Here is a 24,564-nt window from a genome sequence, read left to right on the forward strand (position 1 = left end):
GCCTTTTTTCATTTGTGACCGATGGGGCCGAGGTGGGTTTGGTTGAACCCGCTCGGCTCTTTCAGTCCGTATCCGAACATCCGGTCGAACCCCGCATGGCCGAGGATCAACAGCCCCCAGACCAGCAGGCTTGGCGCGACCCACACACCGCTGATCGCGATGACCACCAAGATAACGCCGAAGGCATAGAGGTGGACGATGTTATAAAGCGCCGCGCCGACCTTCGGCCCCGCCAGATAGCCGATGAACGACAGGTCCGGCGAGAAGAACACCAGCAGCATCACCCACCACGGCGGCAGGCTTCCCAGCGTCCAGACGGAAAATAGCGCGAGCATCGAGGCGGCGAAAACCATGCCGCCTTCGATGCGTTGCCAGAGGATCGTGTTCACTCCGCAGCCTCGACCTTGTTGACCAACATGGGTCCAAGGTAGCGGCCAGTGTGCGATGCCTCAACGGTTGCGACGTGTTCGGGCGTTCCGGTTGCCACGACTTGACCGCCGCCATCGCCGCCCTCGGGCCCGATGTCGATAATCCAGTCGGCGGTCTTGATGACGTCGAGGTTATGCTCGATCACCACCACCGTGTTCCCCTGCTCCACCAGTTCGTGCAGCACTTCGAGGAGCTTTCGCACGTCTTCGAAGTGCAGACCCGTGGTCGGCTCGTCGAGGATATAGAGCGTCCGCCCCGTCGAGCGTTTCGACAGTTCCTTCGACAGCTTCACGCGCTGCGCCTCACCGCCCGAAAGCGTCGTCGCCTGCTGGCCAACCTTGATGTAGCCAAGGCCCACCCGCATCAGCGCGTCCATCTTCTCGCGGATCGACGGCACAGCCTTGAAGAACTCCTGCGCCTCTTCCACGGTCATATCCAGCACGTCGGCGATGGACTTGCCCTTGAAGCGGATTTCCAGTGTCTCGCGGTTGTAGCGCTTGCCCTTACAGGTTTCGCACTCGACATAGACGTCGGGAAGGAAGTGCATCTCGATCTTGATGACGCCGTCACCCTGACACGCCTCGCAGCGACCGCCCTTGACGTTGAAGCTGAAACGACCCGGCTTGTAGCCGCGCGCTTGCGCTTCGGGCAGGCCCGCGAACCATTCGCGGATCGGGGTGAACGCACCGGTGTAGGTCGCGGGGTTGGACCGCGGGGTCCGCCCGATAGGACGCTGGTCGATGTCGATGACCTTGTCGAGGTGCTCGAAGCCCTTGATGGTTTCACAATGCGCAGGGGTTTCGCGCGCACCGTTCAGCTTCATCGCGGCGTTCTTGTAGAGCGTTTCGATGGTCAGCGTGGACTTACCGCCGCCCGACACCCCCGCCACGCAGACGAATTTGCCCAGCGGGAAATCGACGGTCACGTCCTTGAGGTTGTTGCCGTCCGCTTTGACCACGGTCAGCTTCTTGCCGTTTCCTTCGCGGCGGATGGCAGGCACCTCGATGCGGCGCTTGCCCGACAGGTACTGACCCGTGATCGAGTCCTTGTGCTTGGCGATCTGCTGCGGCGTGCCGTGAGCAATCACCTGGCCGCCGTGGACACCCGCACCCGGACCGATGTCGAAGACATAGTCGGCTTCGCGGATCGCATCCTCGTCGTGTTCGACGACAATCACTGTATTGCCCTGATCGCGCAGGTTCTTGAGCGTGGTCAGCAGGCGGTCGTTATCGCGCTGGTGCAGACCGATCGACGGCTCGTCGAGCACGTAAAGAACGCCCGTCAGACCCGAACCGATCTGCGAGGCGAGACGGATACGCTGGCTCTCACCGCCCGACAGCGTGCCCGCGTTGCGGCTCATGGTCAGGTAGTCGAGGCCGACGTTATTGAGGAAGCTGAGGCGCTCGCTGATCTCTTTGACGATGGCGCGGGCGATCTCTTTCTTCTGGGTGGTGAGCGAGTCCATCACGCTGTTGATCCACGCGAGGGCTTCCTTGATCGACTTTTCGACCACTTGGCCCACGTGCAGACCAGCGATTTTCACAGCCAGCGCCTCTTCGCGCAGACGGTAGCCGCCACACGCGCCGCACGGACGGTTGTTCTGGTACTGCTCGAACTCTTCGCGGATCCAGTTGGAGTCAGTCTCGCGGTAGCGGCGCTCCATGTTCGGGATCACGCCTTCAAAGGCACGCTTCACCTGATAGATACGCCCGCCTTCGTCATAGCGGAACTGGATTTCCTCTTTGCCGGAGCCGTAGAGGAACACCTGCTGCACCTTCTCGGGAATGTCTTTCCACGGCGAGGATTTCTTGAAGCCGTAGTGTTTTGCCATCGCGTCGATGGTTTGCAGGAAATACGGGCTCTTGCCCTTCCGCCACGGCGCAATCGCACCGTCAGCCACCTTCAGCGTGACGTCAGGCACCACGAGGCGTTCATCGAAGAACAGCTCTTTACCGAGGCCGTCACAGGTCGGACAGGCACCGAAAGGCGCATTGAACGAAAACAGGCGCGGCTCGATCTCGGGGATCGTAAAGCCCGACACCGGACAGGCGAACCGCTCGGAGAACGTGAAACGCTCCGGTTCGCCCTCTTTCGGTGCGGTTTCCAGAATGGCGATGCCGTCAGCGAGGTCGAGCGCGGTGCGGAAGCTGTCCGCAAGGCGGGTCTCGATCCCTTCGCGCACGACGATACGGTCGACGACGACGTCGATGTCGTGGCGGAATTTCTTGTCGAGGGTCGGCGGCTCGTCCAGTTCATAGAAGGTGCCGTCGACCTTCACACGCTGGAAGCCCTGCTTGCGCAGTTCCAGCATTTCCTTGCGGTATTCGCCTTTGCGGTCACGCACGATCGGCGCAAGAAGGTAGCCGCGGGTGCCCTCCTCCATCGCGGCGACGCGGTCGACCATGTCCTGCACCTGCTGCGCCTCGATGGGCAGGCCCGTGGCGGGGCTGTAGGGTGTGCCCACGCGGGCGAACAGCAGACGCAGGTAGTCGTAAATCTCGGTCACGGTACCGACGGTCGAGCGCGGGTTCTTCGACGTGGTTTTCTGTTCGATGGAGATCGCAGGAGACAGGCCGCTGATGTGGTCCACATCCGGCTTTTCCATCATATCGAGGAACTGACGCGCATAGGCCGAGAGCGACTCCACATAGCGGCGCTGCCCTTCGGCGTAGATCGTATCGAACGCGAGCGAGGATTTGCCCGAACCGGACAGACCGGTGATTACCACCAGTTCGTCACGCGGGATATCGACGTCGATGTTCTTGAGGTTATGCTCACGGGCGCCACGCACCTCGATGTGCTTGAGTTCTGGCATTCTGCCCCCTTACGGAATTCTGCGCTGCAATAGATAGGCGCTGTTGGACGACTCTCCAACTCCCAATTGCGAACATTCATAGAACATTTGCCATTTGCGGTAAAATCCATATTACATATTTACATTATGTTTTTTGCATGTATATATCAGAGCAACCCAAGCTCGCCAGACAGGTGTCTTAAATGTTCCAAATGCTCCGTTCCGCAGTCACCCCCGCCGCCCCGGCAAACCGCATCACCGTTCAGGACGCGATCGCAAAATCGAAGACCGACGAGGTCGTTGTCATCGACGTGCGCGACATCAGCGAAATCAAAGCCTCCGGCATGGCCGAGGGCGCCGTACACGTCCCGCTCGCGACACTGCAGATGAAGGCCAACCCGTCGAGCCCCGAGTGTCTTGACGTGTTCAAATCGGGCAAGCCGGTCGCTGTCTACTGCGCCGCCGGTGGCCGCGCCGGTATGGCCGTGCAGGCACTTCAGGGCTTCGGCTATGACGCCCACAACATCGGTGGCTTTGTCCACTGGGCCGAGGCCGGCGGTCCGGTCCGCCACTAAGAGATACCCGCGCCACTCACGCGACCTGTTTTTAACAAGTGAAAAGCCCCGCCGATGGCGGGGCTTTGTTTGTTTGAGGCTATGGGGCGCTGCCCCCGTCCCTGCGGGACGTCCCCGAGGTATTTTTATCAGAATGAAGCGGCGGGCCCCTTAGAAGTGGAGCGCGCGACCATAGGCGTCGAGCACCGACTCGTGCATCATTTCCGACAGCGTCGGGTGCGGGAAGACGGTGTTCATCAGGTCTTCTTCGGTGGTTTCCAACGTGCGGCCCACGACGTAGCCCTGGATCAGTTCGGTGACTTCCGCGCCCACCATGTGTGCACCCAGGAGTTCGCCGGTTTTCGCGTCGAACACGGTTTTCACCAGACCTTCGGGCTCGCCCAGAGCGATCGCTTTGCCGTTGCCGATGAACGGGAAGCGGCCGACCTTGATGTCGTAGCCAGCGGCTTTGGCTTTTTCTTCGGTGAGGCCGACGGACGCAACCTGCGGGTGGCAGTAGGTGCAGCCCGCGATGGTGTTCGGCTTGATCGGGTGGGCGTGCTGGCCTGCGATCAGTTCGGCGACCATGACGCCTTCGTGCGAGGCTTTGTGCGCCAGCCACGGTGCGCCCGCGATATCGCCGATGGCATAGAGGCCATCAACGCCGGTGCGGCAGTATTCATCGGTGACAACGTGGGTGCGGTCGATCTTCACGCCAGCGTCTTCGAGGCCGAGGCCCTCGACGTTGCCGACGATACCGACAGCAGAGATCACGGTGTCGAACTCGTGCTTCTCGATTTTGCCGTTCACTTCGATATGGGCGACGACGCCCTTACCGGGGGTGCGGTCCAGCTGCTTGACGCCGGCCTTTTCCATGATGGTCAGGCCCTGCTTCACGAACTGCTTTTTCGCGAAGGCGGCGATTTCGGCGTCTTCCACCGGCAGAATGCGGTCCATGACTTCGACCACGGTCGTGTCGGCGCCGAGGGTGCTGTAGAAGCTGGCGAATTCGATGCCGATGGCGCCCGAACCGATGACGAGCAGTTTCTTGGGCATACGCACCGGCTGGAGCGCGTGCTTGTAGGTCCAGACCAGATCACCGTCAGCCTCGAGACCCGGCAGTTCGCGGGCACGGGCGCCGGTGGCGACGACGATGTTCTTGGCGGTGAGTTCTTCGGTGCCGTCCTTGGTGGTGACGGTGACTTTGCCTTTGCCCGAAAGCTTGGCCTCGCCCATGATCGAGGTGATCTTGTTCTTCTTGAACAGGTGGCCGATGCCGCCCGACAGCTGCTTGGCCACGCCGCGCGAGCGTTTGACCACAGCGTCGAGGTCGTAGCCGATGTTCTCTGCCTTGAGGCCGAATTCCTTGGCGCGGTGCATCAGGTGGAACACTTCCGACGAACGCAGCAGCGCCTTGGTCGGGATGCAGCCCCAGTTCAGACAAATACCGCCGAGGTGTTCACGCTCCACACAGGCGACCTTGAGGCCGAGCTGTGCGCCGCGGATCGCGGCAACATAACCGCCCGGTCCGGCACCGATGACGATCATGTCGAAATTCTTGGCAGCCATTGGAATCTCCTCCGAAATCAAATTAGTTTGACGTTAAACTATTTCCGGAGAGCAATCCACCCGCGCAAATTCATGGCTGCCTCCCACTCGGTGCAGGGCAGTTTTTCTTGGCGGTCGCACCCTCCGGTTCAGGCGCTCAGTTCTTTGACGACCGTGGCATATCCACCCGCATCGAGAAAAGCCTGTTCCTCGGGCGTGGTTTCGCGGCCCAAGGCATCGTTGCGATACGGGAAGCGGCCGAAGTCGCGGATGATCTTGCGGTGCGCTTTGGCGTGAACGACGTTGCCGTCCGTTTCCATGCGGGTCGAGAACAGGTCCACCGAGCGGTCCTGATCCACGATGTTCTCCGAATGCATCAGCGGCAAATAGAAGAACTGGCGGGCATCGCCCTCGATCTCCATGTCCCAGCCGCGATCCATCGCCATTTTTGCAGTCGAGCGGGCCACTGGGTCCATCTCGAACGACCGCGCATCGCCGCGGAACATATTGCGGGGAAACTGGTCGAGCAGGATGATATAGGCGAGCGCACCGCGCGCATCGGTGAGCCAGTGGCCGAGGGCGCCAGCGCGCGCTTCTTCCCAAGTGATCAGGTAGCGCGCGCGGATGGCATCGTCGATCTCCTCGCCGCCTGCGTACCAGCCCTTGGGGCCAAGCTCGTCAATCCAGTAGGCGAGGATATCGTCGGTCATGCTCATGTATTTTCGTCCTCTTCGGCCTGACCCCAGACCTCCTGCGCGACTTCGACAGCCACGGGCGTTGCGGTCTGCATCATGACCGGAGCCATGTTGCTCTGGTCTTCGGATTCGAGGTTCGGCGTGCTGCGCTGGGTCATACGCCAGATCGCGTAAACGCCGAGGCCGAACAGCAGGAACGAGATGTAAGCCCAGTAGCCGTTAGGACCGATGTTATCCATGACGTAACCCACGATCAGCGGGCCTACGATCGCTCCGACCCCGTTGATGAACAGAAGGCCGCCGGATGCGCCCGCCATGTCTTCGCGCGAGAGGTAGTCGTTACAGTAGGCGATCAGCAGCGCGTAGAGCGGGTTTGAGGTGCCGCCTGCGGCCACCGCTGCGATGACGACGAACCAGTAACTATCGGTCAGAACGCCGATGAAGGCACCTGCCCCGCCGATGAGCGACAGGATTGCGATCAGCCAGCGGCGGTCCATGCGGTCCGAGATCAGGCCGACGGGATACTGGAGCAGCAACGCCGCGATGTAGATCGTCGAGATCATGATCGAGATTTGCGGAACGGTCATGCCGACCTTCACGCCGTAGACCGCCGTCATACCGAACTGCGCCGCGAACACGCCGCCGAGTGCGAGCATCCCCATGCAGGCCAGCGGCGAAATCTTGATCAGCTCGCGCACGGTGAGCGGCTTGGCCACTTCGAATGCAGGCGCGGGACGGACCGACAGAAGGATCGGTGCGAAAGCCAGCGAAACGAGGACCGACGGAATGACGAAGAGCACAAAGCCCGACACATCGCCCAGCGCTACGACATACTGACCGGCGACGATGCCGCCCATCTGCATGATCATGTAGAGCGAAAGCGCCTTGCCGCGGGTTTCATTGGTCGCGCTGTCGTTCAGCCAGCTTTCAGCGGTGATATACACGCCGCAGAAGCAGAAACCGATGATTACGCGGCCGATCGACCATGCCCACGGGTCCGCAAGCGTCGGATAGAGGATCAGGATCGCGGAAATGGTCGAGCCCATGGCGGCGAACACACGCACGTGGCCCACGCGCTGGATCATGCGCGGCGCCATGCGGGACGCGAACAGGAAGCCGAGGAAGTATGCCGAGATGATGATCGACATCTCGGTGGTCGAGAAGCCCTCGACCTCGCCCCGCAGGCCCAGAAGCGTGCCTTGCAGACCGTTACCGATCATCAACATGAAAATCCCGAGCAGAAGCGCCCAGGATGCGTTCAGTACCTGAAACATACTGTCCCCTTATATTTATGCGAGGAGCATAGCGCACAAGTCTTGAGCGGCCAGTAGGTGTGCGACAGAAATCTCCGCAAACCGACCTTCACTCGTGCACAGACTCTGTCGTGGTTCAGCTCTTGGGAATCAAAAGCGACGCGTCACCGTAACTGAAGAAACGATAACCGTTTGTGACGGCATGATCGTAAACGGCGCGGATTTCCTCCACGCCCAGCAGGGCCGAGACCAGCATCATCAGCGTGGATTTCGGCAGGTGGAAATTGGTCATCAGCGCATCGGCCACGCGGAAGGTGAAACCGGGGGTGATGAAGATATCGGTCGGTCCTTCCCACGGCGCGATGCCGTCGTCGGTCGCCGCGCTCTCGATCAGGCGCAGCGCGGTAGTGCCCACAGGAATGACGCGCCCGCCAGCGGCTTTGGTCGCGTTGATCTGGGCGGCGGCCTCTGCGGTCACCTGCCCCCATTCCGAGTGCATCTTGTGTTCGGAGATGTCGTCGACCTTCACCGGCAGGAACGTCCCTGCCCCGACGTGCAGCGTCACATAGGTGAACTCCACGCCCTTGGCGCGCAATGCGGCCAGCAACTCGTCATCGAAATGCAGCGAGGCGGTCGGCGCAGCAACAGCGCCGGTGTTCTTGGCCCAGACGGTCTGGTAGTCCTCTTTGTCCTGCGCATCGGGCGCACGGAGGGCAGCGATATAAGGCGGCAGCGGCATCGCGCCCGCCTCATTCAGCGCAGCGTCGAAATCATCGCCCGTCAGGTTGAACCGGATGGACGCCTGTCCCTCGTCACGGCTGACAACGGTGGCGGTCAGACGGTCGGAGAATACGATGTCCTCCCCATCCTTCACCTTCTTCAGCGGCTTCAGGAGCGCACCCCAAGTGCCATCAGCCTTCGGCTCCAGCAGCGTGACCTCGATCTGTGCCTGCACGGGGCCTTGCGCACTGTCGCGGTGACGGGTGCCGGACAGACGCGCAGGGATCACCCGCGTGTCGTTCAGCACCAGACGGTCGCCCGCCTCCAGTACGTCCAGCAGGTCGGTGACGCGCTTGTCCTCGATCTCGGACCCTCTGGCGACAAGCAGACGCGCGGAACTGCGCGGCTTGGCCGGACGCGTGGCGATCAGCCCCTCGGGAAGGTCGAAATCGAAATCACTCAGTTTCACAGGCGCATCCTATTCGCTCAGATCAGGCGGAGGCCGTCGGAAAATCTCGCGGAACATGCCGGGGGTGAACATCGACAGCGGGTTCACCATAATCGTCATGTCGTCCTTGGTTCCGCCGAGGTTGTAGTTGAACCCGATCAACCCCTCGCCGCGCCGTGTCAGGAACGAGCCGAGGCCGTTGATCAGATAGATTGGCGAAACCACGCCCTGAAAATCCATGGCTCCGGTCGCGAGCGTGTAGACCCCGTCGAGCGAAATGCCAAGCCCCGGCCCGACGGCGCTCAGACTGCCCAGAATAAAGTTGTCGGGCGTCAGGCGGAATTCGCCATCGACGTTTGTAAACAAGAGCCCTTGGCCATCAAGCTGCGTCAGAAGACCGATGATGCTTGCCGCATCCAAGAGGGCCGCCAGCGCGGGCGCTTCCTGCACACGCAGGTCTGTAATTTCGAACGTGCCGTCATAGACGCCCTCGTCAGGCCCGCTTTCGAGCCAGAGGTTCATATTCCCGCCCGACGCGTTCCTCATCAGCCCCGCAGCGGAGAGCACCTCGCCGCCGTTCTGGGCGTTCATCTCAAGCGCGATGCCATTGGCGCTCGGGCGGATCTGGGCGACGATGGGCGCCTCTCCGTTCACGTCCCCTTCGAGCGTACCGCGCAGGCCGCCGTTGGTGTCGAACACACCCCGCAGGTTATCGACGCGGATGCTGTCCGAGATGACGAGCGTATCTAGAAACGCACTGATCGGCCCGCCGCCATCACCAGAGCCGCCGAACCGCGCGCTCCGCAGATCGAGCGATCCACCTTTGAGCGCGATGGCCGGCGCTTGCCCCGCCCCGCGCGGCGTGATGGTCACAGGCGCGTTCAGCCAGTTGCCGACACGCACGCGGGAGAACTCGGCCGATTGCAGACCGCCCGCGCCCAACGTGAGGAAACCCGACGCCTCCAGCCCCGGTGCGGTCATGTCGATGCTTTCGATCCGCGCAGGGTTGCTCAGGACACCGCTGATCGACAGGTTGCCAGTAGAGGATGCAGGTTTCACCCAGTCGATCCCCGCAATCGCGACCCGCGCGCCCTCCATGTTGGTCTCAAGCGTAAAGCGCGGCGCCTCGTTGTCGATCAGGTCGATCCCGAGCCGCCCCCGCGCCTCACCGCTCACCGCATCATCGGGCAGCGCGATGTTGAACTCGGCCAGCGACTCGCGGGTCAGCGTCACTTCCGCATCCAAGCGGCTGCGGCGCGGCGCATCGGGGCCAAGCTGGCGGCTCCACGTCACGCTCATCGGCGCATCACCCACACGGGCATCGCCCGACGCGCGCAGCACCGTGTTATCGACGTGCACATCCACCCGCCCCGCCGTCACAGTGTGATCGGGGACAAAGTGGGTCGAGCGCATGTTGGTAATCACCGCGTCCGTGGAATAGCGCACCAGTTCTGGCGGCACATTCGGCATCAGCGGCATATCGAGGATCGTCTTCACCCGCGCCCGCCCGTCCGCCATCGTCACGGGCTGGTTCGCTTTGGTCAGGAACTGCATCGGCGGCAGGTCGATGACGGACAGCGCGGCGGTCACGGTGCTTTCGGTGAAAAGCTCCATATGCGCGTTCGGGACACGTTCGCGCGTGTCGAGGATCGTGAACTCCGACCCCGCCACGTCCACATCACCCCCTTGAGGCGCGCGCATCGTGCCTTTGTCCAGCCGCAGGGTCATCGAGTGATCGTAAAGCGTCGAGAACCCCGTCGCGTCCTCGATCACCGGCAGGAACGGCATCGGCGTGAACACCGCATCCGAGAAACTGCCGCTCGTGCTGATCTCGGGCTTCTTTCCCGCATGGAACCGCATCGCCACGACCATATCGTGCAGGGTCGCTTGGCGGAGGTTCTCGGTAAACCAGCGTTTGTTGTTGGGTTTGAACGTCTCCGGCCAGTAGGACAGCAGCGGCATCGGGTCGACGTCGTCGCCCATGAGGTCCGCATCCACCTCCCAGCCGTCCGGCCCGGTCCGCACCTGCCCGCGCCCGTGGACGTTCTGCCCTTGGACAGTGAGCGCGTAGTTCCCAACGTCGATGCGGAACGGCTCCAGCGACAGGCGGAAGTCGGCAGAGGCACGCTCGAACGTCAACGGCTCGTCGTAGGTCTCACCGGGGTTGAAGCTGAGGTTGTTGACGGTGAACTGGCTTTCGAACACCTGCGGCCAGCCGTCGGCATCCGCGCCGCGCAAGTACGCCTGCCCGCTGGCGGTAAACGCCCCCCAGCCCGTCTCGGCCTCGACGCGGGTAAAGCGGACCGCTTGGCCCTTGGGATCGTATGTCAGATAGGTTTTTGCCGCGCCGATCGGGATCGGGTTCGTGTCGGGAGACGGCTGGATCGCGCCATTCTCGACCGAGATTGAAGCGAACAGCGGCCCCAGATTGCCGTCATCGTCGATGCTGCCCCTCAGCGACGCTGTGATCGGTGCGTCCAGCACCGACAGCCACCCCAGCGCGGGCGACTGGCTGGCAAGGTCCGCTGCCATGCCGTCAACCACGGTAAAGCCCATGGATGCCGCTCGCCCGCTCTTGGGGCTGTCGACATTGATATCCACGCGGGTCGCATAGGACCGCCCCGACAGCAAGAATGCGGAGGCACGCAGCGATGCCACCTCGCCCCGCATATCCAGCAGCGCCGAGCCCCCGTCGAGCGTCCAGCTCCGCCCGGCCCGTGCGTCGGCGTAGTTGACGATGACGCCCTCTGCGCGGACGGTTTCCAGCGCCTCCAGCAGCGGATGCGCCAGCAGCGCGTCGGCCTGATCCACCAGTTCGATAAACGATGCCGCCTCGCCCGCAGGCTCCGCACTCGCATCGAACGCCAGCGCGACCGAACCGTCAGACCGCCGCCGCAGCCCGATCTGGGTAGAGCGCAGAACGACCTCCTGCACCAGCACCTCGTGTTTCAGCACCAGCCCGCGCGGGGAAATCAGCACATCGGCCGAGGGGACACGGGCGATGACTGTCGATTGCGCATCGCGCAGCACCACGTTCCGCATCCGAACACGGGGGTGCAGATCGTCGCTGATCACCAGCTTGATCTGGCCGAATTTGAGGGTGCCGCCGCTCAGGATTTCTGCCGCCGTGCTCTCCAGCCGCGCTTGCAGCCATGACGGCGCGGTCACTTCGCGGCCCACGAGCGTGACACTGGCGACCAACGCGAAAACAATAGGAATAGCGAGGATGATCAGGAACGCACGGACGGCAAAGCGCAGCTTGCGGAACTTCGGACGCACAGGTTTGGACACAGCATCCGCCGCTGGCGCGATGTCATCGTCCACGTCTTTCCCCGTCATCCTGCCCCTTGGCCCCTTTATCTTTGCCGGACCTGTCCTAAACTGCACTTTGTCATGCAAGTGGCCGAATATCAAAAGCAATCGGAGGTTACCATGAGCCATCAACGCCCCGCCGAAGGCGATCAGGCACCCGAATTCACTCTGCCCCGTGACGGTGGCGGCTCGGTTAGCCTGTCGGATTACCAGGGCAAACCCGTCGTCCTCTATTTCTACCCCAAGGACGACACCCCCGGCTGCACCAAGGAAGCTATCGCCTTTACGGATATGGTCGACGATTTCGCCGCTGCGGGTGCCGTCATCCTCGGCGTGTCGAAAGACCCCGTGAAAAAGCACGACAAATTCATCGCCAAGCACGAGTTGAAGATCGCGCTGCTGTCCGACGAGGAAAGCGATATGTGCGAACGCTACGGCGTCTGGGTGGAAAAGAACATGTACGGCAAAACCTACATGGGCATCGAACGCGCCACGTTCCTTATTGGTGCGGACGGCAAGATCGCGAAGGTCTGGCCCAAGGTCAAAGTACCCGGACACGCCGAGGCGGTTCTGGACGCCGTCAAAGCCCTCTGACTTGACCTCTGGCGGATGACGCGGCACTCCCGCGTCGTCCGAATACCTTAGGGAGCCGCCCATGCCGACGTTGACCGAAATGGCCTGCGAAGTCCTCAGCACCGCCGATGGCCGCGCCAAGACCGCCCTTTCGCGCAAATACGCCGCCGAGTGGGCCGCCTCCCGCAATGGCGGCACGCCCATCGAGGTCGGCATCGGCAACCCGCCGCTCCGCCCCGCGCGGCCTGAAAAGCCCGAACTGATGGCCCCCCGTGACGTGCCCCGCCGCCGCACAGGGTCCGAGGCTGGCCGCATCGCACTCCTGCACGCTGTTGCCCACATCGAACTCAATGCCGTGGACCTGCACTGGGACATCATCGCCCGCTTCGGCCACATCAAGATGCCCATCGGATTTTACGACGACTGGGTGAAGTCCGCCGACGAAGAGTCCAAACATTTCAATCTGATATGCGACTGTCTTGAAGAGATGGGCAGCCACTACGGCGCGCTCCCCGCCCACGCTGGCATGTGGCGCTCCGCCGAGGATACCGCTGAGGACATCATGGGCCGCCTCGCTGTGGTGCCTATGGTGCTGGAGGCGCGCGGCCTCGACGTGACCCCCGGCATGATCGAGATTTTCCGCAAGGCCGAGGCGACAAACGCCGTCGAGGCGCTCGAAGTCATCTACTCCGAAGAGGTCCACCACGTCGCCTACGGATCGAAGTGGTTCCACTTCCTCTGCGGTCGCCACGATTTCGACCCCAAGGACGAATTCCACCGCCTTGTGCGCCACTACTTCCACGGCGTCCTCAAACCGCCCTTCAACGAAGAGAAACGCGCCGAGGCGGGTATCCCGCCGGACTTCTACTGGCCGCTCTCCGAAGACACGCCGGACCGCACCGCTTTGGGCAACAAAGCCTCGGCAGAAATTCGCGCAAAATAGCGGAATCCCGAGTCTTTTCCGCCACTTCTGCGCAAAACTGTTGCAGCGCCTCCACACCTTGTCCTAACAAGACCGCGCGGGACGACGGGACGCCCCGCGAGAATAAAGAACTGATGGGGACAGGCTCTTGCGATCTCGCATGATGGCCAAAGTGCACCACGCACTGGAACGGCACTTTCCCGAACGTCGACTTTTTCTGCGTTCGGACAACGAAACACGGTTTATCAGGCTCCGCTCCGAAACCCAGCTTCTGATCTGGGTGGCAGGAACGATGCTGGTCGCTTGGACGATCATCGCCACCGCGATCATCATGATGGACTCCATCGGCGCCGGTAACTTCCGCGCGCAGGCCCGCCGCGACCAGATCGAATACGAAAACCGCGTCAACGCGCTTTCCGATGAACGCGACCGCCGTGTGGCCGAAGCCGCCGCCGCGCAGGACCGTTTCTCGTCCGCCCTCGAACAGATTTCGATCATGCAGTCGCAGCTTCTGGCCTCCGAAGACGAGCGCCGCGAGCTGTCCACCGGCATCGACGTCATCCAGAGCAACCTGCGCCGCACGCTGGGCGAACGCCGCGAGCTTCAGCAGCGCGTGACCGCCATGTCCGCCGAAGGCTATGATCCCGCCGCCGCGCAATCGGGCGGCGCTGGCGACGAAACGCTGGACCTTCTGGCCGCAGCCCTCGCCGAAACCGCCGCAGAGCGTGACCAGATCGAAGAAGACGCCCAAGGCGCTCTCGACCGCGCGGCAGAGGCCGAACTGGAACTGCGCCTCATGCAGGACCAGAACGAAGCCATCTTCCGCCAGATCGAAGAAGCCCTGAAAATCTCCGTCGAGCCGCTGGACAACATGTTCCGCGCCGCTGGCCTCAACCCCGACAACCTGATTGATCAGGTCCGCCGCGGGTATTCGGGCCTCGGCGGTCCGCGCATTCCGGTCAATCCGCTGGATGACGAGAACTACAACCCCGACGCCGAACGCGCGAACGCCATCATGGACTCGCTCGAACGCATCGACCTCTACCGCATCGCCGCCGAACACGCGCCCTTCGCCATGCCCGTCAAATCCAGCTTCCGCTACAGCTCCGGCTTTGGCCGCCGCTGGGGCCGGATGCACGAGGGCACCGATATGGCCGGCCCGATCGGCACCCCGATCTACGCCACCGCTGACGGAGTTGTGACCTTCGCAGGCTGGTCGTCGGGCTATGGTCGCCTCATCAAGATCCGCCACGACTTCGGAATCGAAACCCGTTACGGTCACCTGAACGACATTAAGGTCAGTGTCGGTCAAAGAGTCTCGCTTGGAGACCGGATCGGTGATATGGGGAATTCCGGACGATCGACAGGACCGCACCTGCACTACGAGATCCGCGTGAACGGATCGCCACTAAACCCGATGACTTACATAAGAGCTGGACAAGATGTTTTCTAAAAGCAAGATCAACGAACCTGGCCCCAAGGCGACCGAAACCCCGACCCCGTCGCCCCTTTCGTCGAAGCCGTCCAGCCCTGCCCCGACCGACAGCAAGCTGACCTCGACCGCACCGAAAGCCAAGCCGCCCGCATCGATCCTTTCGTCGGATCTGCACGTCAAAGGCAACCTCAAGACCTCGGGTGATATCCAGGTCGAAGGCCAGGTCGACGGCGACATCCGCGCCCACCTGCTGACCATCGGCGAAAGCGCCACCATCAAGGGCGAAGTCGTTGCAGACGACGTCGTGATCAACGGCCGCATCATCGGCCGCGTCCGTGGCCTGAAGGTCCGCCTCACCTCGACCGCCCGCGTCGAAGGCGACATCATCCACAAGACCATCGCGATCGAATCCGGCGCCCACTTCGAAGGCTCGGTCCAGCGTCAGGACGACCCGCTCAGCACCACCGGCGGCGCCAAGCCGAAAATGCCGGCAGTCGCTTCGGACGAAGTGAACAGCTGATCCGCGGGATCATCGGAAAAATGAAAGGCGCCCGCTGCGGCGCCTTTTTTGTTGGTTTGAATAGCTCGACTTTACTCAGCGGCAGCCGTTTCGAATGAAATCCAATTTGGGATGATCGGAGTTTCGAAATTCAGCAGAGCTTTTAGAGCCCTGATAATCCGTCACTTCAAAAACGAAATCTTCTCCTGAAAAAATTCCGGTTTTAAAGTCATTATAGCTTTGCGGCAGAAATGCACCCTGACCGTTCGTGGAAATATTCCAAAGTTCGGACACAGGATCGTCTGATCCGAACCGAAAGCGCACCGGAACACGATCATTGCGATTTCCACCTATATACCCGTCCACTGTAACAAAGACTTCAAAAGCACCTTGCCCATCGCAGCGGATCCAGATCGCGTCTGGCGCATCGTTGTACCGCCCGCGTCCTGCTACTGAACTTAGGATTATGTAAGAAGTATCCTGATCACTGAAATCATCAGCGTTCTCAAAGAAGTGCCAATTGGACGAAGTTGAAATAGGTTTAGCGACTTCTGGTGCCGTTTCTTCTTCCGCCCTAGCCACATATCCGAATTGTCGATCATAGCAGCCAAGCCGCTCTTGATCATCGTTCAAAGCGAGGCATGTCTCTGCCGAAACGTCTTGCGAAGCTGCAACATCTGCAATTCCGAGCGAAAGACATAGTGCCGCAACGCTCGTTGAAATGATTTTTGAAACCATGGGTCTTTTCCAATTTGTAGTGTCGGAAAAGAAAGCCGATGCAGTAAGTGCGAGTCAACCTTCGGTATAACCAATTACAATATTTTCCACCTAAAATCACACCGGATCGTACAGCGCCCTTCGATACAAATGCCACGTCGCGTGCCCCAGCACGGGCAGCACCACCATCAGACCGAGGAACGCGGGCGCGAGGGCAATCAGAGACAGCACCGCGATGATCGCCGCCCAGATCAGCATGACCGCGAGGTTCGAGGCGACGACCTTGATCGACAGCAGCATGGCAGAGACGAAATCCACCTCTTTCTCCAGCAGCAGCGGCAGGCTCACCACGGTCATTGCGAACAGCAGGAACGCCAGCACCGCGCCGACGGCCAGCTCCACCGCGATCATCGTCAGGCCGGTGGAAGTAAAGAACATCTCGTAGCTGCTGGAGATGTTGCGGACCACCGACAGGCCCATCGTCAGCGCGAACAGCATGTGGGCGAGGAACGTCCAGAACAGGAAATAGATCACGATAATCGCGCCCATCCACGGGATCTGGCGGGTACGTTCCTGCCAGACGACGCCCAACACTTCGGACCACGCCAGCGGCTGGCCGTTCTCCAGCCTGCGGGACACCTCGTAGAGGCCGACTGCCGCAAACGGTGCCGCCAGCGGGAACCCCAGCGAAGTCGCAAGCACCCAGCTCACATGCCCCGCGCCGAGCATCACCATCGCGAACCCGATCAGCACGTAGACGGCGGAAAAGAACAGCCCGAATTGCGGCGCGCGACGGAAATCGTAGATCCCTGCCCTCAGCGACGCGAAAATGTCGTTCACCGTGACGGTGCCGACCAATGGCAACTGTGACGCCGGCGGCGTGTCGACCAACTGTGTCATAAGCGGCTCTCCCTCCCCCACAGGCTAAGCGGGAAAGGCAGCGGCGCAAAAATGTATTTGTAATATGTGTTTAGTTAGCGGGATGGCAGATGGGTGGGCGAGCGGTTCCGGCGTCCTCGCTCCAGCCCGCCGCGTCTTGCAGCAAAAAGATGTCCCACAGCGGGTAGCCGTTCGGCGTCTCGCCATTCAGCCCGTCATCCGCTCCCAGATCGAGGCTCCCCGCCTCGCCGCATGTCAATTGTTCAAAACCCGCCCGCGTGATGGTGCCGAAGTTCATCTGCACCCAGTTCTGATGCGCTTGCAGGTCCGCGATGTCGGGCGCCTCGCCGCAGCGGTCCGTCGCCGTCACCCGCGTCCACGGCGGAAACATGGGGTTGTCCGAATACCCACTCACCAACCGCCCCAGCGCGATCTCTCTGGCTTTGAAAGCAGTGATCAGTTCGAAGGCTGCATCAACGTCGATATCCCGCTCTTCGGCCAGTTCCAGCACGGTGAGTTCAATCTGGCTCTCAAGGTAACAGCCCTCGGGCCACGGGGCCTCGCCAGCCTCGTAGTAGCGGACCATGTGGAACGGCGGCAAGTTCTCGAGGCTGAACTCGGCGTCCACCACGGGCATGACAATCTTGCAGACCTCGGGGCCGAGCAGCACCCAGTCACCAGCGGCCTGAGCGACGCCCTCTTCCACGGCCTGCGAAGCCAGACGCTCGAAATAGGCAACGTCCAGCCCCTGCGCTGCGGCGCGCTCCAATACGGAGGGGCCGATAGCGCAGCCTTCGCGCTGCAAGAATGCATCAAATGCGTGGATGGTGCTTTCGGCGCGCGCACTGCCCGCCGCCAAAGCAAGGACCAGTGCCAGCGCAGCGCGCATCTTAGTCCTCGGCGTTGGCGTCGGCGCGGGACATACCCGCAACGCCCATCGACAGGGTCGCGCCCATCAGGCCGTCAAGGTCGCCGTCCAGCACGCCTTGGGTGTCCGAGGTTTCATAGCTGGTGCGCAGGTCTTTGACCATCTGGTACGGCTGAAGCACGTAGGAACGGATCTGGTTACCCCAACCCGCGTCGCCCTTGGCTTCGTGAGCGGCGTTGATGTCGGCGTTGCGGCGGTCGAGCTCCATCTGGTAGAGGCGCGACTTCAGGGCCTTCATCGCGATATCGCGGTTCTGGTGCTGCGACTTTTCCGACGAGGTCACAACGATGCCGGTCGGGATGTGCGTGATACGCACCGCCGAGTCGGTGGTGTTGACGTGCTGACCGCCTGCACCGGACGAACGGTAGGTGTCGATGCGGATGTCATTGGCCTGAACGTCGATCTCGATGTTGTCGTCGACGACGGGATAGACCCAGACCGAGCTGAACGAGGTGTGACGGCGCGCAGCCGAGTCGTAGGGCGAAATACGCACCAGACGGTGCACGCCCGATTCCGACTTCAGCCAGCCGTAAGCGTTCGGGCCGCTGATCTTATAGGTGACGGATTTGATGCCTGCTTCTTCACCCGGTGTTTCGGACTGCATCTCGACCTTGTAGCCCTTCTTTTCCGCCCAGCGGACGTACATGCGGGCAAGGATCGACGCCCAGTCACAGGACTCCGTACCGCCAGCGCCCGAGTGGACTTCGAGGAAGGTGTCGTTGCCGTCGGCCTCGCCGTCCAGAAGCGCTTCGAGCTCCTTCTGGGCAGCGGTTTCCTTCAGCGCCTTCAGCGCGTTTTCGGCGTCCTTGACCACTTCGGCGTCATCTTCCATCTCGCCCAGTTCGATGAGCTCGATGTTGTCGTCCATCTCCTGCTTGATGCCTTTGTAGTTATCCATGGCATCGACGAGCATCTGGCGCTCGCGCATGAGTTTCTGCGCCGCATCCGGATCGTCCCAGAGGGTCGGGTCTTCGACGCGGGCGTTGAATTCTTCAAGCCGGTAGGCCGCAGTTTCCCAGTCCATCCGCTGCGCCAGCAGGGCGAGCGACTTTTCGATGGCGTTCACGATGTTCTGCGTTTCGGCGCGCATTGTTCTACTCTTGTCAGTCTGGGAATGGGGGCCGTGCGGGACGGCCCCTTCAGGATCAACGCGTCTTAGCGTTCATTCGGCCTGCGGGCAAGGCGATCAGTACAGACCGCCCGACGACAGTGTGCCGAAGGAGGCGTTCGGACCCACGGTCGCGGTGCCGCCATCCGAGCTGCGGACCTGACGGGTGGCCTGGGGAACTTCGTCCACCAGCGGCAGGTCGGCCGACACGGCAAAGCCGCCGTCAAACTGGATACCGAACAGGGGCTCTTCGCCGCCGCGGAAACATTCGCGCACCACGTTCTCACCCGATGCGCCGTCCGACAGGCGGGCGCCGGTGAAGCGGTCGATGTTGATGAAGTTACACTCGTCCGGCACTTCGAACGGGCCGCCGCCGTAGGTCACGATGGCTTTTTCCATGAAGCGCTGGAATACAGGGCCACAGAAACCGCCGCCCGAGCCGCCGATCAGCGAACGCGGGGTGTCGTAACCGATGTAGCAGCCCGCGACGATGTTCGAGGTGAAGCCGACGAACCACACGTCCTTGGAGTCGTTGGTGGTACCGGTTTTACCAGCAGTCGGAACCGGCAGGTTAACGGTGCGCGACGCGGTACCGCGCTGCACAACGCCCTGCAGCATCGAGGTCAGCTGGTACGCGGTCACAGCGTTCATGATGCGGTCGCGGTTGGAGTCGATCTGCGGCGCGTCACCTGCGGGAAGTTGCGGGATGGTACAGTCGACACAGGTGCGGCTCTCGTGACGGTAGACGGTGTCGCCGTAGCGGTCCTGCACACGGTCAACGAGGGTCGGCTCCACACGCTCGCCGCCGTTGGCGAACATGGCGTAGGCACCGACCAGCTTGTAGAGCGTGGTTTCCTCCGCACCCAGCGATGCCGACAGGTACGGACCCATGTTGTCATAGACGCCGAAACGCTCGGCGTATTCCTTCACGACATCCATGCCGACTTCCTGCGCCAGACGGATGGTCATAAGGTTACGCGACTGTTCGATACCAGTGCGCAGCGGCGTCGGGCCGTAGTACTGGTTCGACGCGTTCTGCGGACGCCAGAGGCCCTGCGGCGTGTCGATCTCGATCGGAGCGTCGACGACGATGGTCGCAGGCGTATAGCCCGAATCCAGCGCGGCGGCGTAGACGAACGGCTTGAATGCCGAACCCGGCTGGCGCTCTGCCTGCGTGGCGCGGTTCAGTTCCGAAGACTGGTACGAGAAGCCGCCCTGCATCGCCAGAACACGGCCCGTATCGACGTCCATAGCCATGAACGCGCCTTCGACCTGCGGAACCTGTCGCAGTGTCCAGCGGATGAACGAGCCATCGCTGTCCGAGGTCATGCGGCGCACCAGCACCACGTCGCCTTCGGCAAAGTTCTCAAAGAAGTCGCCCGACATCCACTGGATGTCATCGCGCGGCACGACCTGCGGCTCTGCCTCGGTCTCCTGCACGTCCTCGACACCGATCACGAGCTGGTTTTCCTCGACGGCGCGCACGACGGCGGGATACCACTGGCCGCCCAAGGCGACGTCACGCGGCACATCAAGGCTTGCCAGCGCGGAGCGCCAATCGGCCTCGTTCGCCAGCGCTTCGGCGGCAATGGTCTTGCCGGTGCCGCGCCATTGGCCGCGCGCACGGTCGTATTCTTCCAGCGCCTGCTGGAGCGACAGTTCGGCTTCGTTTTGCAGTTCGGGATCAACGGTCGCACGGATCGACAGACCGCCCGAGAAGAATTCTTCCTCACCGAAGTTGCGCGACAGCTGACGGCGGATTTCATCGGTGAAGTAGCCGCGCGGCGGCAGGGTCGAACGGAAGCTGTCATAGTCGCCCGACTGCACGGTGCGCAGCGGCGCGTCACGCTCGGACTGCGAAACCTCTTGCGAGATATAGCCGTCGATGGCCATGCGGCGCAGAACGTAGTTCCGGCGATCAACCGCATCGTCGTACTGGCGGACGGGGTGCAGGTTACCGGGGCGCTGCGCGAGCGCGGCCAGATACGCAGCCTCGCCCGGCGTCAGATCGCTGAGCGGTTTGTTGAAATAGGATTGGGCGGCAGCGGCCACACCGTAGGAGTTCTGACCGAGGAAAATCTCGTTCAGATACAGCTCGATGATCTGCTCCTTGGTCATCACGCGTTCGATGCGGACCGACAGGATGAGTTCCTTGATCTTACGCTCGGCGGTACGATCTGAGGACAGCAGGAAGTTCTTCATCACCTGCTGGGTGATGGTCGACGCACCGCGGATGTCCGAGCCGCGCGATTGCACGGCCTCGACAGCCGCCGCGACGATGCCGCGAATGTCATAACCGGGGTGGGTGTAGAAATTCTGGTCTTCCGCCGAAACGAAGGCGTACTTCACAATGTCCGGAATTTCTTCAGCAGGCACGAACAGACGGCGCTCTGCGGCGAATTCGTCGATGATGCGGCCTTCGCCGTTATAAACGCGAGAGATCGTTTTCGGCGTGTACTGCGCGAGCGTCTGATAGCTCGGTAAGTCCCTGCCGTAGAACGTAAAAACTGCGCCGAGGCCCAGTGCGCACATGACAATTCCAAGCGTCGCCATAGTGAAAAAGGCGCCGAAGAATGACATAATAAAGCGAAGCACGTGTATAGACCCCCGTTGGCTCGTCGCCTGCTTATATGGTGCAAAAATCCGCTGGTCAAAACGCCTTCGGTCAATTTGTGGTAATTAACCGTCTTTCGCCTTGGGCGACTGTCGGGCTATCTGTTGCCCCGAACAACTATTGCCGCGGAAACGATGAGCACTCCTGAAACAACTCTCGCGGTCTACGACCGTATCGCAGGCGACTGGGATCGCTACCGTGACCGCCGCCTGACCGAACGCGCGTGGCTGGACCGAATGCTGGCCGCCGCCCCTCGGAACAAGGGCAAACGCACGGTTCTGGACCTCGGCTGCGGCTCGGGCCGTCCCATTGCGACCTATCTCGCGGACAGAGGCGCGCAGATCACCGGCGTCGACGGTGCCCCGCGGATGACCGAACTCTTCACGCACAATCTGCCCTCCGCCACCGTGCACACGGCGGACATGCGTGGCCTCGACCTTGGCCGCACGTTCAGCGCTATTCTGGCTTGGGACAGCTTCTTCCACCTCTCGCCCGCCGACCAGCGGCAGATGTTCGCCGTCTTCGCGCAGCACGCCGCCCCTGACACCATTCTGATGTTTACCAGCGGCCCCGATGAGGGCGTGGAGATGGGCGAAGTCGTCGGAGAGGCCGTCTATCACGCGTCCCTCTCGCCAGAGGCGTACCGCGATCTGCTGACACGCCACGGGTTCGAGGAACTGATGTTCAAACCCGAGGACCCCGACTGCGGGGGTCACTCGGTCTGGCTCGCCAAGTTTACTGGCGCATAAGGGGCGCGCGCGCCTCTTCGGCGTCCGCCCAGCGCTGGAGCCCCAGCACGATCCCCGCCACGATCCGCGCACGGCCCTCGGGCGTCTCCAACGTCGAGCGGTCGCCCGCGTTCGACAGGAACCCGACCTCGATCAGCACCGACGGGAAATCGGCAGCATTCAGCACCGCCAGATAGGCTTTGCGGTGCGGACGCGAGTTCACCGACGCCCCCGTATTGCCCAGCGACCGGATCAGCGTGTCGGCCAGCGCTTCGGTCTTCGGCGCGGTTTCGACCCGCGCCATATCCATCAGCACCGTCGCAATGGTGTCGTCATGACCGCTGAGGTCGAGGCCCGTGACCAGATCGCTCCGGTCATGACGCTCGGCCATGCGCTGCGAGGCTTCGCTCTCGGCATCATCAGACAGGGTGTAGATCGACGCGCCCGAAGTCACATCGTCCCCCTCCAGCGCATCCGCGTGGAGCGAGATGAACACATCCGCCCCCGCCGCCCGCGCGATGGTCATTCGCTCTTCCAGCGGCACGAACACATCCTCGTTGCGGGTCAGCACGGCCTTCATGCCTGCCTGACGGTTGATCGTCTCCGCGACCTCGCGGCCCAGACGCAGCATGACGTTGGCCTCTTGCAGCCCGCCCCGCTCCGCCCCCGGATCGATCCCGCCGTGACCGGGGTCGATGGCCACCGTCAGCAACCCGTCGTCGATGACCGGCATTTCGGCCTTCAGGTCCACACCCGCCATCATGTCCCAACCCGGATCGGGCGGCGCACCGGCGCTGGCCTTGAACTCCGCCTCGGTCGTCGGCGCCAGACGGATCGTCAGGTCCGCCGCATTCGTCACCGGATCAACGGCCATACCCGCAGTGTCGATCGCCAGAGGCTCCTTGAGGTCCACGATCATCCGCGACCACCCCGGACGGAGCGATCCGAACCGCAGGTCTGTCACACGAGTGGACTTCTGAAGGCCCTCTTGCGTGACGCCCCGCCAGTCGATCTCGCGGAAATCCACCACGAGCCGCATCGGATCATCGAGCGTGAACACGCGCCACGGCACGGGCTGCGATAGCTCCAGATCGACCTCGATCCCGAACCGCAGGTCCGTGACCGCGCTTTCATCCATATCCACACGCGCAAGGCCGGTGAAATCCTGCGCAGCCACCTGCCCTGCCAGAACGCAAGCCAGCGCGGCGCCCATAAAACGGCGGATCATCGGCGTGCCTCCATAAACGTCCCCAGACGGCGCAGACCTTCGGCGATATCCTCGGTCGAACGCGCATAGGACAGACGCAGCCAGTGCTTGCCCTCCACCGTGTCGAAATCGAGCCCCGGCGTCACCGCAACGCCCGCGTCCTCAAGGATCTGCCCCGCAAAGGCGAGGCTGTCATCGGTGTACTCGGACACGTCTATATAGAAATAGAACGCTCCTTCTGGCGGCGCGAACTTACCCAGCCCGATCTTCGGCAACCCGTCGATGAGCAGCTGACGGCTCGCGGCATAGGTGGCGATGTTGGCATCCAGTTCTTCGGTGCAATCCATCGCATGGAACGCCAGCCGCTGCGCGGCGTGGGACGGACAGATGAACTGGTTCTGCGCAATCCGCTCCACCACGCGCACGTGGTCTTCGGGCACGACCATCCAGCCCACACGCCAGCCCGTCATGCTGAAATACTTGGAGAACGAGTTGATGACGTAAGCCTCGTCAGTCACCGACGCCGCCGTCACCGCCTTCTGGCCATAATCCAGCCCGTGATAAATCTCGTCCGAGATGAACGCCGCATCCGCATCCTGACAGGCAGCCGCAAGCGCCGCCATCTCGTCCTTGCGAAGCATGGTCCCCGTCGGGTTCGCAGGGGACGCCACAATGAGACCTTGCAGATCATGCGCCGCCACGTCCCCAGGCACCGGCTGGAACCGCGCCTCTAGCGAGGTCGGAATATCAACGGGCGTGATATCGAAAGACTTCAGGATCTGCCGATAGGACGGATAGCACGGCGCACCAAGCCCTACGCGCTCGCCCGTATCAAAGAGCGCCGTGAACGCCAGCAGGAACGCCCCCGACGCACCCGCCGTGACAACGATCCGCTCGGGGTCCATGTCCACGTCGTACCACTCGCCGTAATGCTGCGCGATGCGGCGGCGCAATTCCGGCAGCCCCAGCGCCACGGTGTAGCCCAGCGGCCCGCCGTCCATGTCGCGCTGCAACTTTTCAACGGCTTCGCGCGGCGCACCGGTGCCAGGCTGGCCGACTTCCATATGGATGATATGCCGCCCCGAGACCTCCGCCTTGCGGGCGGCCTCCATGACGTCCATCACGATAAAGGGATCAACGGCGCCACGCCTTGAAGTCCGCATGTGCTGCCTCTTATGGTTCTTCTGCTCTGCCAACTGTT

20 protein-coding genes are annotated in these 24,564 nt (G+C 62.2%); 6 read left to right on the forward strand and 14 right to left on the reverse strand.

The window, feature by feature from the left end:
* Positions 1 to 8: 8 nt before the first annotated feature.
* A complete protein-coding gene (locus tag IF204_RS07105) occupies positions 9 to 389 on the reverse strand; it encodes a DUF4260 domain-containing protein (protein ID WP_322743267.1) in 381 nt (126 codons plus the stop codon).
* Entirely contained in the window at positions 386 to 3,244 is a 2,859-nt protein-coding gene (gene uvrA / locus IF204_RS07110; RefSeq protein ID WP_194095779.1) for an excinuclease ABC subunit UvrA, read from the reverse strand. Before uvrA ends, IF204_RS07105 begins: the two co-directional genes overlap by 4 nt.
* A 182-nt stretch (positions 3,245 to 3,426) precedes the next feature.
* Here uvrA and IF204_RS07115 point away from each other — a divergent pair, with 182 nt between their 5' ends.
* Entirely contained in the window at positions 3,427 to 3,798 is a 372-nt protein-coding gene (locus IF204_RS07115; protein WP_194095781.1) for a rhodanese-like domain-containing protein, read from the forward strand.
* Between the two features lie 150 nt (positions 3,799 to 3,948).
* Here the strand turns inward: IF204_RS07115 and lpdA are convergent, their stop codons facing one another.
* The 5 genes from lpdA to IF204_RS07140 form a co-directional block, all read right to left on the reverse strand.
* Positions 3,949 to 5,346, reverse strand: coding sequence for a dihydrolipoyl dehydrogenase (lpdA, locus tag IF204_RS07120; protein ID WP_194095783.1), 1,398 nt, complete (start codon positions 5,344 to 5,346; stop codon positions 3,949 to 3,951).
* Positions 5,347 to 5,474: 128 nt separating this feature from the next.
* Complete coding sequence (locus IF204_RS07125; protein ID WP_194095785.1) at positions 5,475 to 6,041, reverse strand: DUF924 family protein; 567 nt, start codon at positions 6,039 to 6,041, stop codon at positions 5,475 to 5,477.
* Positions 6,038 to 7,294, reverse strand: a complete 1,257-nt coding sequence (locus tag IF204_RS07130; RefSeq protein ID WP_194095786.1) for an MFS transporter — start codon at positions 7,292 to 7,294, stop codon at positions 6,038 to 6,040. Before IF204_RS07130 ends, IF204_RS07125 begins: the two co-directional genes overlap by 4 nt.
* A 115-nt stretch (positions 7,295 to 7,409) precedes the next feature.
* On the reverse strand, positions 7,410 to 8,462 hold the full coding sequence (queA, locus tag IF204_RS07135) for a tRNA preQ1(34) S-adenosylmethionine ribosyltransferase-isomerase QueA (RefSeq protein ID WP_194095787.1): 1,053 nt from the start codon (positions 8,460 to 8,462) through the stop codon (positions 7,410 to 7,412).
* A 9-nt stretch (positions 8,463 to 8,471) separates the two neighbouring features.
* Complete coding sequence (locus tag IF204_RS07140; RefSeq protein WP_194095788.1) at positions 8,472 to 11,780, reverse strand: DUF3971 domain-containing protein; 3,309 nt, start codon at positions 11,778 to 11,780, stop codon at positions 8,472 to 8,474.
* Between the two features lie 93 nt (positions 11,781 to 11,873).
* Here IF204_RS07140 and bcp point away from each other — a divergent pair, with 93 nt between their 5' ends.
* The 4 genes from bcp (at position 11,874) to IF204_RS07160 (ending at position 15,203) form a co-directional block, all read left to right on the forward strand.
* Positions 11,874 to 12,347, forward strand: coding sequence for a thioredoxin-dependent thiol peroxidase (gene bcp / locus IF204_RS07145; protein ID WP_194095789.1), 474 nt, complete (start codon positions 11,874 to 11,876; stop codon positions 12,345 to 12,347).
* A 61-nt stretch (positions 12,348 to 12,408) separates the two neighbouring features.
* Positions 12,409 to 13,269 (forward strand): ferritin-like domain-containing protein, encoded by an 861-nt coding sequence (locus IF204_RS07150; protein ID WP_194095790.1) that lies wholly within the window; start codon positions 12,409 to 12,411, stop codon positions 13,267 to 13,269.
* Between the two features lie 127 nt (positions 13,270 to 13,396).
* Positions 13,397 to 14,701: a M23 family metallopeptidase gene (locus IF204_RS07155; protein WP_228069107.1), complete on the forward strand. Its 1,305-nt coding sequence runs from the start codon at positions 13,397 to 13,399 to the stop codon at positions 14,699 to 14,701.
* Complete coding sequence (locus IF204_RS07160) at positions 14,691 to 15,203, forward strand: bactofilin family protein (RefSeq protein ID WP_194095791.1); 513 nt, start codon at positions 14,691 to 14,693, stop codon at positions 15,201 to 15,203. The genes IF204_RS07155 and IF204_RS07160 overlap by 11 nt, the downstream gene beginning before the upstream one ends.
* Before the next feature lie 75 nt (positions 15,204 to 15,278).
* Here IF204_RS07160 and IF204_RS07165 read toward each other — a convergent pair whose 3' ends face one another.
* The 5 genes from IF204_RS07165 to IF204_RS07185 form a co-directional block, all read right to left on the reverse strand.
* Complete coding sequence (locus IF204_RS07165; protein ID WP_194095792.1) at positions 15,279 to 15,920, reverse strand: hypothetical protein; 642 nt, start codon at positions 15,918 to 15,920, stop codon at positions 15,279 to 15,281.
* A 96-nt stretch (positions 15,921 to 16,016) separates the two neighbouring features.
* Positions 16,017 to 16,799, reverse strand: coding sequence for a DUF2189 domain-containing protein (locus tag IF204_RS07170; RefSeq protein WP_194095794.1), 783 nt, complete (start codon positions 16,797 to 16,799; stop codon positions 16,017 to 16,019).
* Positions 16,800 to 16,869: 70 nt separating this feature from the next.
* Positions 16,870 to 17,667: a hypothetical protein gene (locus tag IF204_RS07175; RefSeq protein WP_194095796.1), complete on the reverse strand. Its 798-nt coding sequence runs from the start codon at positions 17,665 to 17,667 to the stop codon at positions 16,870 to 16,872.
* Between the two features lies 1 nt (position 17,668).
* Positions 17,669 to 18,796: a peptide chain release factor 2 gene (prfB, locus tag IF204_RS07180; RefSeq protein WP_194095798.1), complete on the reverse strand. Its 1,128-nt coding sequence runs from the start codon at positions 18,794 to 18,796 to the stop codon at positions 17,669 to 17,671.
* Between the two features lie 96 nt (positions 18,797 to 18,892).
* A complete protein-coding gene (locus IF204_RS07185) occupies positions 18,893 to 21,367 on the reverse strand; it encodes a penicillin-binding protein 1A (RefSeq protein WP_228069109.1) in 2,475 nt (824 codons plus the stop codon).
* 195 nt (positions 21,368 to 21,562) lie between these two features.
* Here IF204_RS07185 and IF204_RS07190 point away from each other — a divergent pair, with 195 nt between their 5' ends.
* The gene (locus tag IF204_RS07190; protein WP_194095800.1) at positions 21,563 to 22,177 is read left to right on the forward strand and encodes a class I SAM-dependent DNA methyltransferase; all 615 of its coding nucleotides are present in this window, start codon (positions 21,563 to 21,565) and stop codon (positions 22,175 to 22,177) included.
* On the opposite strand, the gene IF204_RS07195 is transcribed toward IF204_RS07190, so the two are convergent.
* Positions 22,164 to 23,384, reverse strand: a complete 1,221-nt coding sequence (locus IF204_RS07195; RefSeq protein WP_228069111.1) for an N-acetylmuramoyl-L-alanine amidase — start codon at positions 23,382 to 23,384, stop codon at positions 22,164 to 22,166. The two genes, IF204_RS07190 and IF204_RS07195, sit on opposite strands and share 14 nt — an antisense overlap.
* Entirely contained in the window at positions 23,381 to 24,526 is a 1,146-nt protein-coding gene (locus tag IF204_RS07200; RefSeq protein ID WP_194095802.1) for a pyridoxal phosphate-dependent aminotransferase, read from the reverse strand. The genes IF204_RS07195 and IF204_RS07200 overlap by 4 nt, the downstream gene beginning before the upstream one ends.
* Positions 24,527 to 24,564: the final 38 nt, after the last annotated feature.

This window comes from Marivivens aquimaris, assembly GCF_015220045.1.
GTDB classification, from domain to species: Bacteria; Pseudomonadota; Alphaproteobacteria; order Rhodobacterales; family Rhodobacteraceae; genus Marivivens; species Marivivens aquimaris.

Bases quoted from the DNA above. Each gene is read 5' to 3' on its own strand.
- bcp (WP_194095789.1), top strand. From the start codon at position 11,874: ATGAGCCATCAACGCCCCGCCGAAGGCGATCAGGCACCCGAATTCACT.
- IF204_RS07185 (WP_228069109.1), bottom strand. From the start codon at position 21,367: ATGGCGACGCTTGGAATTGTCATGTGCGCACTGGGCCTCGGCGCAGTT.
- IF204_RS07195 (WP_228069111.1), bottom strand. From the start codon at position 23,384: ATGATCCGCCGTTTTATGGGCGCCGCGCTGGCTTGCGTTCTGGCAGGG.
- IF204_RS07140 (WP_194095788.1), bottom strand. From the start codon at position 11,780: ATGACGGGGAAAGACGTGGACGATGACATCGCGCCAGCGGCGGATGCT.
- prfB (WP_194095798.1), bottom strand. From the start codon at position 18,796: ATGCGCGCCGAAACGCAGAACATCGTGAACGCCATCGAAAAGTCGCTC.
- IF204_RS07115 (WP_194095781.1), top strand. From the start codon at position 3,427: ATGTTCCAAATGCTCCGTTCCGCAGTCACCCCCGCCGCCCCGGCAAAC.
- IF204_RS07175 (WP_194095796.1), bottom strand. From the start codon at position 17,667: ATGCGCGCTGCGCTGGCACTGGTCCTTGCTTTGGCGGCGGGCAGTGCG.
- IF204_RS07165 (WP_194095792.1), bottom strand. From the start codon at position 15,920: ATGGTTTCAAAAATCATTTCAACGAGCGTTGCGGCACTATGTCTTTCG.
- IF204_RS07125 (WP_194095785.1), bottom strand. From the start codon at position 6,041: ATGAGCATGACCGACGATATCCTCGCCTACTGGATTGACGAGCTTGGC.
- IF204_RS07170 (WP_194095794.1), bottom strand. From the start codon at position 16,799: ATGACACAGTTGGTCGACACGCCGCCGGCGTCACAGTTGCCATTGGTC.
- lpdA (WP_194095783.1), bottom strand. From the start codon at position 5,346: ATGGCTGCCAAGAATTTCGACATGATCGTCATCGGTGCCGGACCGGGC.
- uvrA (WP_194095779.1), bottom strand. From the start codon at position 3,244: ATGCCAGAACTCAAGCACATCGAGGTGCGTGGCGCCCGTGAGCATAAC.
- IF204_RS07200 (WP_194095802.1), bottom strand. From the start codon at position 24,526: ATGCGGACTTCAAGGCGTGGCGCCGTTGATCCCTTTATCGTGATGGAC.
- IF204_RS07130 (WP_194095786.1), bottom strand. From the start codon at position 7,294: ATGTTTCAGGTACTGAACGCATCCTGGGCGCTTCTGCTCGGGATTTTC.
- IF204_RS07190 (WP_194095800.1), top strand. From the start codon at position 21,563: ATGAGCACTCCTGAAACAACTCTCGCGGTCTACGACCGTATCGCAGGC.
- IF204_RS07160 (WP_194095791.1), top strand. From the start codon at position 14,691: ATGTTTTCTAAAAGCAAGATCAACGAACCTGGCCCCAAGGCGACCGAA.
- IF204_RS07150 (WP_194095790.1), top strand. From the start codon at position 12,409: ATGCCGACGTTGACCGAAATGGCCTGCGAAGTCCTCAGCACCGCCGAT.